General features: G+C 32.1%; 16 protein-coding genes. 9 read left to right on the top strand and 7 right to left on the bottom strand.

Annotated elements, in window-relative coordinates; translation table 11 throughout:
- Window positions 1–80: 80 nt before the first annotated feature.
- The 4 genes from C1X07_RS18775 to C1X07_RS18790 all read left to right on the top strand — a co-directional run bounded on the left by C1X07_RS18775 (window position 81) and on the right by C1X07_RS18790 (window position 3,521).
- Entirely contained in the window at window positions 81–1,343 is a 1,263-nt protein-coding gene (locus C1X07_RS18775; protein ID WP_394335673.1) for an oligosaccharide flippase family protein, read from the top strand.
- Window positions 1,344–1,446: 103 nt separating this feature from the next.
- A complete protein-coding gene (locus tag C1X07_RS18780) occupies window positions 1,447–1,743 on the top strand; it encodes an STAS domain-containing protein (RefSeq protein WP_103071579.1) in 297 nt (98 codons plus the stop codon).
- A gap of 28 nt (window positions 1,744–1,771) precedes the next feature.
- The gene (locus tag C1X07_RS18785) at window positions 1,772–2,071 is read left to right on the top strand and encodes a hypothetical protein (RefSeq protein ID WP_103071580.1); all 300 of its coding nucleotides are present in this window, start codon (window positions 1,772–1,774) and stop codon (window positions 2,069–2,071) included.
- A 232-nt stretch (window positions 2,072–2,303) separates the two neighbouring features.
- Entirely contained in the window at window positions 2,304–3,521 is a 1,218-nt protein-coding gene (locus tag C1X07_RS18790; RefSeq protein ID WP_103071581.1) for a glycosyltransferase, read from the top strand.
- Window positions 3,522–3,671: 150 nt separating this feature from the next.
- Here C1X07_RS18790 and C1X07_RS18795 read toward each other — a convergent pair whose 3' ends face one another.
- On the bottom strand, window positions 3,672–4,115 hold the full coding sequence (locus tag C1X07_RS18795; RefSeq protein WP_103071582.1) for a GNAT family N-acetyltransferase: 444 nt from the start codon (window positions 4,113–4,115) through the stop codon (window positions 3,672–3,674).
- A gap of 10 nt (window positions 4,116–4,125) precedes the next feature.
- A complete protein-coding gene (locus C1X07_RS18800) occupies window positions 4,126–4,518 on the bottom strand; it encodes a rhodanese-like domain-containing protein (RefSeq protein ID WP_103071583.1) in 393 nt (130 codons plus the stop codon).
- A 134-nt stretch (window positions 4,519–4,652) separates the two neighbouring features.
- Between C1X07_RS18800 and C1X07_RS18805 the strand changes: the two genes are divergently transcribed.
- The 4 genes from C1X07_RS18805 to C1X07_RS18815 all read left to right on the top strand — a co-directional run bounded on the left by C1X07_RS18805 (window position 4,653) and on the right by C1X07_RS18815 (window position 7,377).
- Window positions 4,653–5,543 (top strand): LysR family transcriptional regulator, encoded by an 891-nt coding sequence (locus tag C1X07_RS18805; RefSeq protein ID WP_103071584.1) that lies wholly within the window; start codon window positions 4,653–4,655, stop codon window positions 5,541–5,543.
- A 102-nt stretch (window positions 5,544–5,645) separates the two neighbouring features.
- Window positions 5,646–6,074 (top strand): hypothetical protein, encoded by a 429-nt coding sequence (locus C1X07_RS18810; protein ID WP_103071585.1) that lies wholly within the window; start codon window positions 5,646–5,648, stop codon window positions 6,072–6,074.
- A gap of 78 nt (window positions 6,075–6,152) precedes the next feature.
- Window positions 6,153–6,350, top strand: a complete 198-nt coding sequence (locus C1X07_RS24790; RefSeq protein ID WP_128755323.1) for a hypothetical protein — start codon at window positions 6,153–6,155, stop codon at window positions 6,348–6,350.
- A 76-nt stretch (window positions 6,351–6,426) separates the two neighbouring features.
- Window positions 6,427–7,377 (top strand): DUF4476 domain-containing protein, encoded by a 951-nt coding sequence (locus C1X07_RS18815; protein ID WP_103071586.1) that lies wholly within the window; start codon window positions 6,427–6,429, stop codon window positions 7,375–7,377.
- 566 nt (window positions 7,378–7,943) lie between these two features.
- On the opposite strand, the gene C1X07_RS18820 is transcribed toward C1X07_RS18815, so the two are convergent.
- The 3 genes from C1X07_RS18820 to C1X07_RS18830 are packed head-to-tail and all read right to left on the bottom strand — an operon-like array spanning window position 7,944 to window position 13,812.
- Complete coding sequence (locus C1X07_RS18820) at window positions 7,944–9,491, bottom strand: glycoside hydrolase family 2 TIM barrel-domain containing protein (RefSeq protein ID WP_103071587.1); 1,548 nt, start codon at window positions 9,489–9,491, stop codon at window positions 7,944–7,946.
- The gene (locus C1X07_RS18825; protein WP_241507287.1) at window positions 9,488–10,723 is read right to left on the bottom strand and encodes a hypothetical protein; all 1,236 of its coding nucleotides are present in this window, start codon (window positions 10,721–10,723) and stop codon (window positions 9,488–9,490) included. The genes C1X07_RS18820 and C1X07_RS18825 overlap by 4 nt, the downstream gene beginning before the upstream one ends.
- Complete coding sequence (locus C1X07_RS18830; protein WP_103071588.1) at window positions 10,723–13,812, bottom strand: hypothetical protein; 3,090 nt, start codon at window positions 13,810–13,812, stop codon at window positions 10,723–10,725. Before C1X07_RS18830 ends, C1X07_RS18825 begins: the two co-directional genes overlap by 1 nt.
- A 297-nt stretch (window positions 13,813–14,109) precedes the next feature.
- Between C1X07_RS18830 and C1X07_RS18835 the strand changes: the two genes are divergently transcribed.
- The gene (locus C1X07_RS18835; RefSeq protein WP_103071589.1) at window positions 14,110–14,931 is read left to right on the top strand and encodes a glycosyltransferase; all 822 of its coding nucleotides are present in this window, start codon (window positions 14,110–14,112) and stop codon (window positions 14,929–14,931) included.
- A gap of 170 nt (window positions 14,932–15,101) precedes the next feature.
- On the opposite strand, the gene C1X07_RS18840 is transcribed toward C1X07_RS18835, so the two are convergent.
- Together C1X07_RS18840 and C1X07_RS18845 are read right to left on the bottom strand one after the other, a co-directional pair.
- On the bottom strand, window positions 15,102–15,755 hold the full coding sequence (locus C1X07_RS18840) for a class I SAM-dependent methyltransferase (protein ID WP_103071590.1): 654 nt from the start codon (window positions 15,753–15,755) through the stop codon (window positions 15,102–15,104).
- A gap of 18 nt (window positions 15,756–15,773) precedes the next feature.
- Window positions 15,774–16,493 (bottom strand): DUF4198 domain-containing protein, encoded by a 720-nt coding sequence (locus C1X07_RS18845; RefSeq protein ID WP_103071591.1) that lies wholly within the window; start codon window positions 16,491–16,493, stop codon window positions 15,774–15,776.
- Between the last annotated feature and the right edge of the window lie 48 nt (window positions 16,494–16,541).

Raw genomic sequence — 16,541 nt, forward strand, 5'->3', positions numbered from 1 at the left:
TATAGCAGTTTTATAAAAAAGGAAGTATCTTTAAGTAATATGGGATAAAAAATGAACTAGACAGTCAAAAACTAATTTTAATGAAAATGGTCATTAATGCTACTTTAAAAAAACTAACTGCTGAACAAAAATTTATGATCAGCGTTATTATTGTTAATGGAGGAAACTACCTGTATAATTTAATACTAGGAAGAGTCTTAGGTCCAGAGCAATTTGCAGATGCAGCATTATTAATTACTTTTTTATTGGTTTTATCCTTTATCGCAATGACCTTTCAATTATCAACCGCAAAATTTTCCGTCATTTTTGAAAATGATGTGTTCAAAAGTTTTATCAATATTATTTACAAATATTCGAGTATAATCGGATTGATCTTTGGGGTCTTAATGATCTTATTTTCAAAAAACCTTCAAGTTCTTTTTAATACTCAATCCTCTTCAATGTTTATCATTTTTGGTATTGGCGTACCCATATATTTTATAATGAGCGTTAATAGAGGGGTATTTCAGGGAAGTAAAAAATTTGACAGCCTTGCAATTACCTATCAAGGAGAAATGTTAAGCAGACTTATTATAACCCTTGTTTTGATTTATATAACGAGTCTACAATCTTCTATCTTGGTTGCATTGGGTATCGCTATTTCTTTTCTATTTGGATTACTCCCCTTTCGTTCAGAAGATATAGCACTTACCAAAAAACATATACTACCACCAACACAATCCAGATATATCATCAAATTTTTTATACTTACCGCCTTCTATGAGTTGACTCAGATTATAATTAATAATAGTGACATCCTAATGGTAAAACACTATTTTGAAATCTATGAAGCCGGTTTATATGCCTCATTAGCATTAATTGGCAGGGTAGTCTATTTTGTTGCCTGGATGTTTGTTATGCTACTGTTACCAAAAGTGGTACAAAAACAAAAAGACGGAGAGGCACATGCTCCAGTACTTTTCAAATATGTATTTTACATCACATTACTTTCGGCAGCAATTGTAACAGGTTGTTACCTGTTTCCGGAGTTTGTGATTAACATTATGTTTGGCTCAGAATACATAAGTGTAGCACCACTATTATGGAAATATGCTATTGCAACTTCACTCTTTGCTATTTCTAATATTTTTGCCTATTATTTTTTATCATTAGATCAATATATTCCCGTTATACTCTCTGCTTTACTTGGGGTTTCGCAGGTTGTTCTTATTATATTTTTTCACAATACATTATTAGAAATTGTAATTATGCAAATCATAGCAATGGCTATTCTTCTCACATTTCAAATCCTCTTTTTTATCGGCTATCAAAAACTGTCTAAAAAGAGCTCAACGAACCATTAAATCAGTTCATCGAAACATATATGCAATTCGGCAGAATTGATATATATTTTTGGAAAAAATGATTCATATTCAAAATATTGTTAACCCATAAAAACAATTCGTTATGGCATTAAAAATTATTAAAAACCAGGAGATTTTTGAAATTAGAGGAAGTATCGTTGCAGAAAATGCACAATCTCTACAGCAACATTTTGAGAAGTTATTGCATACTTCAGACAAAGTAATCCTATGTGTTGATAAAGTTAAAAAAATCGATGCCTCAGGTGTCTCAGTACTCACCAAATTATTTAGAAGCGCAGTAGAAAGTAATAAAATCTTTTACATTATAGGAAAGGAAAACAAAAAAGTAAGAAATGCTTTTGGCAACATTAGTTATATGCTACGCAGTGATTTTGTATAGAATTTAATACCCCCCAAATACTCATACCATGAAACTACAAATTATAAATACCTTAGGAACATTTGAAGTAATAGGAAATTTTACTTCGGAGAATACAGAAATAGTAAAAGATCGTTTTAACTATTTATTAGATCATTATGAAGAAGTCGTAATGTCTCTAAAAAAGGTAAAAAAAATAGATAAAAAAGCAGTAAAGGTTTTAAAAGAAATCTCGGCAAAGGCCAATAGAAGAAGCAAAATCTTATTTGTTTTAGGTAAAGAAAATAGAATTATAGCAGCCGCTTTTAATAGAAATAAAGCAAATCATATTTTTAGAGAGAACTATTAACCTCTTTTTGATAAACTATTACGCAATAATATCTGAAGGAAACCTTTTTTATCAACAGCATTTCTCATCATTATTCTTGCGTTTCCGTTGCTTTTATCATAAATTGTAGTTAAATGTTAAAGACGTACCCCATTCGTCCTAAAATCTTGAAACCTGTATAACCAATAAGATTTCTCCTCGATTTTAATTCGTCTCTGTCTGTTTTCTAAAAAAGAACACAAAATTTTTACAGATGAAACTAGCTATCGTAACGGCGTACCCGCCAAGTAAAGTAACATTAAATGAATATGCGTATCACCTAGTAAAGCATTTTAGACAACATACTGAAGTATCTGAACTTATTTTACTAACTGATATCTCCCCAAAATCTGCTGATACCACCTTTGAAGAAAAAGGATGTGTTATAACAGTCAAACAATGCTGGAAATTTAATAGTTATAGCAATATTTTGTCTGTAATGAAAATCGTTAAACAGGTTAAGCCCGATGCGATACTGTTTAATCTTCAGTTTATGAAATTTGGAGATAAAAAAATAGCCGCTGCTCTGGGATTGTTATTACCAAAACGTTGCGTGTTTAACAAAATCCCTACGATAGTCCTTTTACACAATATTATGGAGCAAGTAGATCTTGAGAGTTCTGGGTTTACAAAAAATAAAATTTTACAAAAAATATATAACGGTATTGGCACCATGCTTACTCGATTTATTTTGTCTGCCGATATTGTCGCCGTAACTATTGATAAGTATGTACATATTCTGAAAGAAAAATACAAAGTTGAAAACGTAATACAAATACCGCACGGAACCTTTGAGTTGCCTGAAGAGCCCAAATACACATTACCCGATGGTCCTTTACAAATAATGACTTTTGGAAAATTTGGCACCTACAAAAAAGTTGAAATCATGATCGAAGCTGTAGAAAAAATACGTTCCAGGACCAATGCAGATCTAGAGATCGTAATAGCGGGAACCGATAACCCAAATGTACCAGGATATTTGCAATCAATGAAAGAAAAATATGCAACGGTACCTCAACTTACATTTACTGGTTATGTAGAAGAAGCAGATGTACCCAGAATCTTTGCAGAAAGTGCTATGGTAGTATTTCCGTACACATCTACAACAGGTAGCTCTGGTGTATTACATCAGGCAGGAAGCTATGGCAAAGCTGTGGTGATGCCCGACTTAGGAGATCTAAGTTTATTGATTAAAGACGAAGGCTACAGAGGAGAATTTTTTGATCCAGAAAGTGTAGACAGCCTTGCTGATGCCATAGAAAAAATAGTATTAGATCCTTCTTACCGAACAGCTCTAGGCAAAGCAAACTACGATGCCTCAACAGCTTTTCCGATGAGTAAAATAACCAAAATGTACCTCAACCAGTTTAATGCTATTAAAGAAAGTAAAATTCATAAAATCAGAAAATCATACGAACAGGCTTCTTTATAAAAGTTTCTGCCAACCTTATGGCAGGGTTGCCCCAAACTTAATAATTTGTCATAACTGTAAAGCACTCTTGATAGTAACAAGGAGTGCTTTTTTATTAGAAGTAATCAAAAGTTATTCTTATTTCTGTCATAGTAAGGACATACATGCTTTTTATATATGCCAAAAAAATCGCTCTTTTGATTTTGATATCCCACCAATTTTATGGTAAAAATTAATTGCTTCGACATTAAAATCAGGAGTTTGCCATTGGATAACCTTACAGTTTTCTAATCGTGCATATTCTTTTATTTTTCTCATCAGTTGGGTCCCTAATCCCATACCTCTTGTTTTTTCTTTCAAAAACAAGCAATCAAGATATATATAGAAACTGGCATCCCAAGTAGAAAACTGTTTCATAAATGTGGCATATCCCACAATTTCTGTATCCCATTCTACAACAATACATTTTAGAATGCTGGACGAATGAAAAAGATATTTTGATAATAACTCCTGCTTGTTAGTAGCATCACACGCTACTTTCTCAAAAGCAGCATGTGCTTGGCATAATTCTACAATCGGTACAATATCTTTTTCAAGAGCAAATCGGATGTTCATATACCTATCTTTAACAAGCGCATTGAATTTGCGAGCCTTTTGTTGGATGCGTTCCATCAGTTGCATAACCATCAAATTTCCACCACTCGATGCCCCCCATCAGTTCTTTTACTGTAAAACCAAGTTTAGTCATTTTTAGAGCTCCTTTTGTCGAGGCATTGCACCCAATACCATCACAATAGCAAACGTATGTTTTTGTTTTATCCAGATGCTTTGTACTTTCAATAGTCATTTCACTATGGGGTAAGTTTATCGCAGTTGGAATATGTTCTTTTTCATATCCAAATTTTTGCCTTGTATCCACAACAATAATATCTTCATTATTTTCTAATGCATCATATACATCAGATGGGTCCATCTCATAGGTAAGTTTATTCTCGTAAAATTCAATTTGTTTTTGCATGATCATAAGATTTATATTTTGGGCAAAATTAAAAGGTATATAGTCTTACAAATACATATATAATTGAATCATTCTAAATCATAGCTGAAATTATTTCATCTCTCTCTCTGTTGTATTATTGTAACTTTGCATTTATGGAAATCAAGTATTTTAGGCTAATAAAAACGATTGCTGAAGAAGGGAGTATAGCAGGTTCTTCTGAAAAACTGTTTTTAACTCAATCAGCATTAAGTCATCAACTAAAGGATCTAGAAGAACAGCTTGGTTTTAAAGTTTTTCATAGAACCCGTAATAAGTGGCAATTAACCGAAGAAGGTAACGAACTATATACACTGGCCAATAATATTCTTGAAAGTATAGAACAAGGGTTTAAAAATATCGAACAAATAAAAACTGGTTCTGCAGGCTCAATCAAGGTGAGTACAGAATGCTACTCATTTTATCAGGGATTATCTGGGTTTATTCAAAAAATGGGGGTTTTATACCCTCAGATTAAGGTTGATCTAAATCTTGAAGCTACGCACCAGCCGATTTCAAAACTTTTATCAAATGAAATAGACATTGCCATAGTTACCTCTAAGCCTACAAATGATTTATTATCAAGTGTTGAAATTTTTGAGGATGAAATCTTTGCTATTATGCACAAAGAAAACCCATTACATAAAGTTGAATTTCTTGATACTAGTCACTTCCTAGATATACACCTTATCATCCACTCTTTTCCTTTGGAAACTGTATCGGTCTACCGACAATTTTTAGAACCTAATAAAATCACCCCATTCAAAATTTCTGCTATCCCACTGACCGAAGTGGCTTTAGAAATGGTGAATGCCAATATGGGAATACTATGCTTGCCAAAATGGGCATTAAAATCCTTCAAACTATCGGAAGATATAGTTTATAAAAAAATAGGAAAGTATGGTATAAAGAGAATGCACTTTTTGGTTGTTCGTAAAACGGATATTCATAAAAAATACATTACCGATTTTATTGCTAATTTTAAGGAAGATTTTTCAGTAGAATAGTTTGATAAAAATGTTTACCAAAACATTAGAGCACATACAATATAAAAGGAAGATCTTTACTTAGACAGAGACATTTATTACCTAAAAACTGATAAAATATTTATGCAAACAACCTTAGAATATTGGAATACTTTAGCCAATCAAACTATTTTGATTGGTTCCTTGCTCAGTGGTTTTTCTATTGCAATAGTTGCTAACCTATTGGTTTCTGACCAAAACAGCAAACTAATAAACAGAATCCTGAGGCTAGCAACTATTTCTGCTGGCTGCTTTCTGGTTTCTGTATTTGCCATGTTTCAAATTTCAATGGTAACTACTCCAGGTGGATACATAACAAATGTAACCACACGAGATTTTTTTATACCAAGGGTTGTTGGGATATCTACTTTTATGATTGGGCTATTCGCCCTTTCAGCCATCATAGCATTATCTGGTTGGGCAAAGTCAAAAAAAACCGGAATATTTACAAGCATCGTTGGTCTGCTTACCCTTTTATTGATTCTTACTACTATGCTCCGCATAAAATATTGAATACAAGTAAGAATTGGTGCAAATTGTATTTCCAATCTTTTATACCAAGGCTTGCAGTTAACCAAAACACTCTTGTAAATGAAAAGTACAATCCCTAAAATCAAACAAATTACTTCTTCTGATGTTTTACCGATTCGACACAAAGTCATGTGGCCAAATAAACCCATAAAATATGTCGAATTACCCAATGACGAAAGCGCAAGACACTTTGGATTATTTGTAAACAAACAAATAACATCGGTAATATCTCTATTTATAGAGAATAAAACAATTTAATTGTACAAGTATAATTAAATTGTCTGGCATAAAATTTGATAATGTCGACAGAAGAAAAAACCAAATTTTATAGAACATGAAAAAAATAGCAATTGCATTAATTCTAGTTATGACATCTACAACAACATTCTCTCAAGATTGCAATGTTGTATTCTTTAATCAAAATGGAGATCGGTTTCAGGTTATCCTAAATGGCATATTACAAAATATAGGTTATGAAACAAATGTAAAAATTACTGATTTACATTTTGAAGGAAGTTATAAAGTAACTATTGTTTTCGAAAACAATCAATTACCTGATATACAAAAAAGTATATATCTAACCGATCGAAATTCGGAATACACGTATAACATCAAAAAAAATAGAAAAGACAAATATGTATTAAGGGCTTTAAGTATAATCCCTTTACCTCAAGCTCCAATTTCTCCCCCGGCACAATCGGTTATTGTATTTTCAACAACGCCTCCAGCTTCTGTATCTACAACAACTTCTACAGTTAGTACTACAACAAATACAACCCCTAATGATCAAGATAATATTTCCATGGGTATAAACATTGGTGGAGCAGAATTAAATGTAAATATAGGTATCACTGATGACACATATTCGGAAACCACTACAACCACTACCACAACTTACTCCACCACTAACAACAATCCTCCAATTTATGAAAATGAACCAATAGCCACAAATAATCATTATGTAATGCCAGGTTATAATGGTTCTATTGGTTGCTCTTATCCCATGAGTGATACAGACTTTAACTCGGTAAAAGAATCTATTTCTACTAAAACTTTTCATGATACTAAATTAACATTGGCTAAGCAAATTACAAGCACCAATTGTTTAACGTCAGAACAAGCAAAACAGATTATACTACTCTTTAATTTTGAAGATGACAAATTAGAATATGCCAAGCATGCTTATGGATATATTTATGACCTTAGTAATTATTATAAAGTAAACGATGCTTTTCTGTTTGAATTGACAATTGAAGAACTTAATGATTATATAAGAGGGAGATAATACATCTATCTTGAAAAAGTAAAAATCTTTTAACCTGAATTCAATATAAATTTAGAGGGCTATAAAAACCGTCCAATCAAGTGGTTTTTGGTAATGATGTGAAGAAAAGCTGTATCGTGATTAGTTTTTTTGGAAAACTGCTTGTTCTCGATAAATTTTATGGTCTTCGTAAGCTAAGAAAACACTAGAACTGACGTAGCTTTCTTATATTGAACTCAGGCTTTTATAATAAACTATTTTTCAAACACATACAAACACTACCCTTTCATACATTACAAAAAAGACAAATCATCAGTTCAATCCTAATCATGCATTAGAACTTCGTTATCAAGCTCTAAAATGCAATAAAATATAATCGTTTCATTAAATTCGATATAGCACTGCTACGGCTAATTTGAGAAACATAACAAACTAATATATTTTGAAGCAAATTCGAGCTGTAGTAGATTTTTAATGCATAATGTGGGTTCAAACAATTATCAAAATGATTCTATCCACTTACCAGAATGAATTGTCTTTTTATTAATAAGGGCTATGGCTATAAAATGTATTATCTTGATTTTTTATCACTCTATAAACTCAAAAGCAGGCTTCTTCTTTCCATTCTTGTCTAGAAATCCAAAATGTTTCTGCTTATGTTTACGCCAAGGTAATTTTCCCACAACCCCGGTTGGCACTTGATCAAAATCATATAATGTCCAGGATAGATAATGAATATTTTTTTTCTTAATCATTTGCTGAAACTGTTTGTAGTAATTCGCTTGGTCTTTTTTTGTAGGACCAAAAGGGCTCCAAAACCCTCTACTGGATGATAATCCAAATTCTTGTAAGACGATAGGTTTATCTATTTCTATATCCAATCCTGCAAACCTTTCTTCAAAATTGTTAATATCCAGATAGTAATGAAAAGATACCATATCAACTTCATCTAGCAACAAACCAGCTGACTCTATATCAGACCACCCTATGGTAATCAAATGATTAGGATCAAATTGTTTTATTTGGTGACTCATTTCTTTTAACCAAGCCAACACTGTTTCTTTTCCTCTAGAATCAAAATCCAAATTTGGTTCATTTTTTATATCCCAAGCCAATATAGCTTTATGGTCTTTAAATGCCGTTACAACTTGCTCTGCATGGCGATGTGTTAATGTCCAATCTAATACAGAATAATCCCCATAAAAATCAAATAAGGTAACTATAACCATAAGACCTTTGGATTGAGCCGTATCCAATAATTCTCGTAATTTTTTTAATTCTTCGGGGATAACTTTAGCTTTTCCAAAAGCTTTATAGGGTACAAAAACTCGTATCGTATTTAAGCCTGCATTTTTAATAATATCAAAATCCTTGGCAATCACATTACTATCAAATTTATCTCCAAACATATCCCAAGGTGTTTTTTGCGGGTAATAATTAATTCCCTTGATCTGATACTCCTTATCATTTACATAGATCTTATATCGTATAACCTTAGCCCAGCCATTTGTTTTTGATATTCTATCTAATACATTATGTTTTTTTTCTTTTACTATATGACGTATCCTCCAAAACCCATCTTCTAGCATTAATAAGATCTGATAATCAGAGTTCAAATGTGTTTCTAATAGCATCTCCTCACTTCGATATACTCTTTTGTATTCTTTTACATTTGTATCTGACAAAACAACTAACTGTCCATCGGCACTATAAAAATCTAATGAGACTTTATGATTGGTCGTGGTACTATGTACAGCAATATCTTTTTTCTTATTATATACTATTGATTTAGTTAAGTGTTTTCGAGCACTTTCTGTATAATAGTCATCTATCCCTTCTATTTTATTAGTTTGGTAGGCTGCATTACGTATATACCATGCATTAAGATAATCCTGTTCTATTTCCTGTAGTGTTTGTTTTTCCATTTTTCGCCCAGGATTGATCGTATCCTCCCATTTTAACTTAGGTAGATATACTTGCTCCTTTTTTACAGCCAAATGCAGCATAGAAGTTCTATCCGCTCCTGTACTGAGGTAAGATAGTGTCTGACTAATCCCAAAGAGTACCAATACGATGATTCCTATAAAAGAAACAATAATGAGTGACCTATATATGTATCTATTCCAACCTATCATTTTAATGTAATATTCTTATATTCTTTGTGAACTCCTAATGCATTAATATGGATATTATAGTCTCCGGAAACATAAAACCCTTCTTGCAATATAAATCTAACTATTCCTTCTGAAGAAGTTTTTACTTTAGTATCAATTTTTTTATTACCCTTAAAGATATCCATTTTTACTATAGCTCCGTCTGGAATTAACTGCCCCATAAAGCTTATTAAGGGACCAATTTTAATCTTACGATTATCCTGATTAAACACTACCTCAAAATCATTAATCACAGGAGTATAATCCAAGGTTATTGTATTACTTTCTGCCATTCCATGTACATAAGCACTAATTTGCCAGGTCTCTTTATGATCTGGATGTAAAATTTTGGCAATTGCCTGACCATTAATTGTACTTCCCTGAGTATGTAATAACACTCCTTTTGTGTCTTTAATCACAAATTCGACTAACGTGCCATTACTGACCACATTATCATATTTATCTTTTAAAACAGAGGTAGTAAATTCTGTAACCTGATTACCATCTGCATACTCATGCTTTCTGTGGCTATTAATCGTAAAATCTTCTGGCAACCAAGGGAACACTTCTATAGATGTTTCTTTAGACACTGTTTCTTTCACTTTAGAAGATAGAGCCATTCTGCCTGATTCTGTATAAGAAAAGATTCTTGCCCAGCCAATCATGTCTTTGCTATGTAATACTCTTTCTTTTTCTATATCCAAGAATTGATGTTTGATCAACACGTCTGTACTATCAGGCAATGTGTTGTCGTACGAATCTGTAGGGATTACAACCTGCATTGTATAATCCCATCCTCCTGCCAAAATACTTGGAGGACCAATATAGGTCTCTAAATTTACCTTTGTTGCGGCATTAGATCGGATATGTATTTTGCCCTGAAAAAGAATATCTGACTGATATACTAATTTATAGGATAATACACCTTTTTTATTGGCTATAAACTCTGGTATCGTAAATTGAGATCCACCGATTTTATCTGGCTCGATAATAGTACTACCAAACGAGGAATGTGCAAAAAGGGAAGCTCGCACTGGTTTATTAAATTTAAAATTAAGCACAATACTATTCCCCGCCTCAAAAACTCTTTGGTCAGTCAATAGAGTTGCCGAGATCCTTTTTGTTTCTTTTACACTCGTTGTAAAAGCGATACTTATAACACAAAACAATGATGTTACCAATACTAAAAAAATATGTTTTCTTTTTACTTTCATTAATTTGGTGCCCCTACATAAGTGTTGATTTCTAATTTGATATAACTAAACCCATTCCCTTTTATGGGTAAAAATGGAAACGGTAGGTGTTCATCCCTTCTATCAGGAACAATGCTCTTGCTTATTCCAGTGTTTAACAACCCGTTTACAAAAACATTCTTCATATCCTTATTAACAACATTAACACATGATAAATCCAGAAATTGATAGCTAAAATATTGTTTTCGCTGCGGACGAATTCCTTCTGGCAGATATTGATGATCTACCCATATCAGCTCATAATCCTTATCATAATATGAAATTAAAAGTAGAGGGATTGTTACTTCTTCTAAACCCGAATTAAATAAGATTCCTTCGATAAAATCATTTTTTACAGAAAGCTCATTGATGGCAACTCCTTTATATAAATCTACGGTTGTTACATTTCCTGCAGATTGTATATTAAACCTGGTTGGTCTTTCATCAAACTCTATTGGTGTAAATTGATCAGGATCAAAAGTTTTTGGCTTTTGATCCTCTCTATCTATCCATGCAATTCCTTCAAAATTAATACGGAAACTAGTAATCTCTTTTGGCATCAATTTGTGTTTCATTTGATGTTTTGCATTATATCCAGCTAATTTTTTATTACTATCGTTATATAATGTTCCTGTAATTACGACATCAGCTGGTATGTTATCAATGTTTTGTAATTCTCCTATAATGCTATATTGATCCTCATATTCAATGATTTTTGCCGACAATACTTCTAATACAGGTTGTTCTAATACATCTTCATGATAGGTAACCTCTGAACTAACTCTACGTCTTCCATGGTTAAAAAAAGCAGTGACGTTTTCAGAAAACAACTGGTCTGGTGGGATATCCAAATCATAATCTAATGGTTTTATATACCATTTATTACCATATTTTACCAGCTCATGATAAAATGTTTTATCTATTCTTTCTAATGGGGTGATCCAATGTGTTACGGCTTTAACTCTGGCAGTCCTATCTGTCTTTGCAGTAATACTTACATTAATTTCATCCATTTTGGCATATGAGCTCAATAAACCATCAGTAACTGCAATCTCTAACATGTATTGATCGATAGTCTTATTACTTTTAGGATCCAAATAAGAATATGCTCTCTTAAATTCTTTAAAATCTAAAGCGTCATAATATGCTTCTGTTAAACTAATAGGAGTAAGTTGCTTTACATTTTTTACATAAACCAAATACATCCCATATCCAGTAACAATCAACATAAAGATACCCCATAAATAAGATATTTTAAAAATTGGATTTTTAAATTCATCATAATACGTCCTAAACTTAAAATATACAGGAAAACTCTCAGATCTTGATTTTAATGCATGGATCCAAATCAGCTGTATATTAATAATAAATGCCAGTAATACCGTTGCTATAGGAATTAATCCCCACATCAATTTTTGAAAAGTAGGAACATCTTCTTTTGGTAAAATACTGGATAATGGCGGGACATTTAATTTTTCCCAAACCATGATACCATTTTCTAGTTGTCGAAGTCTCTGCCAGCCGCAAAAATACAGGATAGGGTCATAGAATTTATCGTTAGAAAACACATATTTTAGATTATATTTTTCTGGTACCGTAAGAAATTGTTGTAGAGAACCTATCCCTTCTACTCCTCTAAATTTTGAGTTTTCTAAACGTTCTACTGCCCTTGTAGTTAACTCGGGTAATCTTCTGGCCGAATGATAATTTCCATCAACAGTCATTGCATTGGTCTGAGCAGAAAGCCATGCCATTTGATCTCCAAACCCCAGAGGTAAATATCGCCAATGATCATGTTGATCCTGACTTAAAAAATTGAGAATCGGCAGCATTTTTATTTTTTGTGGCTGAGAAGGTCTAAAATACCCAAGACTCATCGTGAAGAATGTCATAAAAACAATAACGCCTGTAAGTAATCCTCCTATAATTCTGTGATAAACACCTCCATACTTTCTTTGGATTTTTTGCCTCAAATCTCCCTCTACAAATCGATAGCCAAATTCGCCAAATATCGGCAAAGCCATCATCGCCGCCCATAATGTAAATCGATCCAGAGTAAGAATATTAAAAGCATTTTCGCCTAATATTATTCTAGGAATTGGTGTTGTATCTCCCGTTCCCAAAATTGATAATAGTGCTATTGACAATCCAAAAAACAAATATCGTTTACTAAAAAGTCGATACCAGATATAAGGGAGTAAGAATAATAAAACTCCCCACGGTATGATAAAAAATACTAATCCAGAGGAAGTGACTTCAAAAAAATTATCCCTTGAGCCATGAGGTATCGGCACTTGGGTAATTGGGTTATTCTTAGTATTAATCCAATACGGTAAAATACAAACAACAATTAATAGTAACGATCCAAAACCAAAGCCAACTATTCTTTTAAAAAGTGATAAAAAACTTTGTAAGAAAGTCATAAATCTCACATCCTTATATGTTCCTACTTTTTCCTTAGAAACATCCATAATTACCATTCCTATTAATGGAAAAATAAAAAAAACCATTCCAAAAATAGGGGTCACATGATGAGAGGTTACTGTAACTGCAATAAGGCTTAAAGCATTTAATAAGTTTTTGTATTTTCCTGTTTTGAGCCAAAGGTAAATTTCTGGTAGCGCATGAAATAAAACAGAAAGCCCTATAATACTCGGGAGTTGCCCAAAAATATGTAATGTCTCTATAAAAGCTGAAGAAAACACTGCTAATATAGCTGTGTATCCCGCTACATTTCTATTCGAGGTAAGTACAAGAGCAAAACGATATACTCCGGTTATAAAAAGAATGATAGCTATAATAGCAACGGTAAACAAACCAAATTTAAGTCCGCCAATATACGAGAACATCCCAATACTTTGATGTACCAATGGGGGATATCCCATAACAGTAAATCCCGTATACCAACTATAACTCCATGGTTCAAACCAGTTATTTGCATAATGATTGCCAAAAAACAAATGAATCAATGCATCATATGTTACCTCTAAAGTAAAAAAGATAGCAGTACCATGAAAAATTATTCCTATAAGTAATGCACTGATTAAATACTTATTTGTGGTTTTATCCATAAAAGCTCGCCGTAGTTTCTGACTTAAATATACAACAAAGGTTTCGGTTTTAAACACCACTAAAAAGAAAGCAATACAAAACACCTAGTATGTAGCAAAAAAAAAGGTCTTTACAAAGTGTAAATCGCTTACATCGTACTATTTTCAACACCAAAGAACTCTTTATCTTTTCTTAGACGAATGGTAAACCTATCGATAAAAACCATTCACCGACAGCAAATACCTTTTTGTCGAAATACAACATAACAACCTGCAAATCAGCACTAAATTAGAAACATAAACCTCAAAAATCCTACTATGAAAACAGGAATTATCATACCTTGCTATAACGAAGAGAAAAGATTAAATGCAATAGCTTTTCTCGAATTCATAAAAAAAGAGGATAATTATCATTTATGTTTTGTAAATGATGGAAGTAAAGATAATACCATTGATATATTAAAAGATATTCAATCTCAAGCACCTCAAAAGGTAAGTGTTATTGATATTAAAAAGAATTCTGGCAAAGCTGCTGCCGTAAAAGCTGGTGCAAGATATTTACATAGTAGAGGAGACATAAAATTTATTGGTTTTATTGATGCTGATTTATCTACAGATTTTGAAGACTTTGATGGGCTTTTAAAAACACTTAAAACGAATAAAAAACTAAGCTTTGTCTTTGGTTCAAGAGCAAAAAATACTTCGAACAACATCAATAAAAATGGCATGAGACGTGTCATCTCAAAATTTATTAATGTTCTTATTGTATTTATCCTTGGTTTATCTATTCAAGACACACAGTGTGGTGCCAAAGTGTTTAAAGCAGAACTAGTTCCTGTAATTTTTAATAAAAACTTTTTCAGTAGATGGTTGTTTGATGTAGAAATGTTTATTAAAATGAAAAAACATTACGGAAAAGAAAAAACTGTTAGCAAAATATATGAGCAACCTCTAAAGAGATGGGTACATATAGAAGACTCTAAACTAGGGTTAAAAGATTCTATAAAAATTCCTTATCAATTATTATCGATATGGTTTAACTACAATATATTACCATTCTTCCAACATTCATTCTCTAATCAAACTAACGAGCCATCAGTCGGAATATATAGCAAAACCACTTCTGCATTGATTACTTAAATAATAATAAGGCAAAATAACAAGGCACCCCCCTTTAAGTTGCCCCTAAACATACCTACAATTAGAAAGCATTACAAATATAATACTGTAATGCTTTCTTCTCTTTAAATAAAGTAGGTTAATAAATCTAATATTTTCATTTCTTTTCTGGCAGTAAAAGAGAGTCTTAGTTACTTAGTGAATCTTATTATAGTATATTCTCTATTCACTCTATCACCTGTCTTACTTTCTACCTCTTCGTTTTTGTAAATCCCATCAATTGAGCTAAAAGGTATTTTGGCTCCCAAACCTTTAATTTTATCAAAATCGTAAAGTTCAAATCTAGAGTCTACAAACGGTAGTGACTGCATAAAGTCCTTATTAGCAAATGTTATTAAACATTGCCCCTTGGGCTTAAGCACTCTATAGATTTCTAGCAATAGAGTAAGAGGTTTATCCCAAAAATAAATTGTATTTACGGTCATTATCTTATCAAAACTATGATCTGAAAAAGGAATATTACTTCCATCATACAATTCAAATTTTGACTGGTTTTTTTTTATAAAACTGTCATTACTTTTTTCAGATTCAGCTTTCATTGATTCTGATATTTCTAAACCATAGTATGATATATTATCAACTTGTCTAAGGATTTCACTAAGATGATTTGCTTTACCATGCCCTAATTCTAAAACATGATCATTACTTTTAAGTTCTAAACTATTTATAGTATTGATAATCATCCCAAGATTTGTTCGATTCATTCTTTCTGCCATTTTCAGACCCGAATCTCCATTAGGACAACTTAGTTGAGATGCTATTTCTTTGAGCTCTCTTTCTTTCATGCTTTTTGAATATCTATATTAGTTAATTGTATATACTGCGCAATGCCATGTGAATTGGTACTCTTCATTATTATAAACCCCTGGTTTTTTATCTTCGTGCGTTGCTTCGACTACATATCTGGTCTTAAATGGTAAGCCAAATGTAATCACTCCATTTTTATCAGTCTTTATTTTTTTTGACCAATTTTCTTTCATAAAGACAGTAACTTCTGTTTCTACCAAAGGCTGATTTTTAAATAACACCTGTAATTTTGCCTTGTCTGCTGTTGATGACAAATCGGTTATCGTTATACTTTCTGGATTAACGGTTGCTGTTTTATGCTCTGTGTTTTCTCCTATTTCTATTTTGGCAACAGAGTGGTATTGCGGTCTAAAAATACCATAGTCATACTTGGTGAAATCTAAAACTTTATACTTTTTATTGTCCAAAACCACAGAATAGGTACCATTAGATTTAGGAGTAAAACTTGTAACATGATATGCGTCCTCTGCAGTAGTTTTTAATTGTGTTTTATTTCCTTCTTGGTCTATAACCCACAATGTAAAATACTGAGCATTTTTAAATACTTCACCATCTGTTTTTTCTGATTCGCCGCTAGCAAACTCCCCAAAGTATACTCTTATTTCATGCTCTTTATTTATTGTTCCTTCGGGATTAGTTTCTATCCAAAAGAAATGTGCAAAAGTTTTGGTACTACATAAAAGTAATACGATTATTATTTTTGTTATTTTTTTCATTTGATTTTACTTTTAAATCTTATTTTTAAAAACAAAAACACTCCTAAA

This window comes from Aquimarina sediminis, from assembly GCF_002895435.1.
GTDB lineage: Bacteria > Bacteroidota > Bacteroidia > Flavobacteriales > Flavobacteriaceae > Aquimarina > Aquimarina sediminis.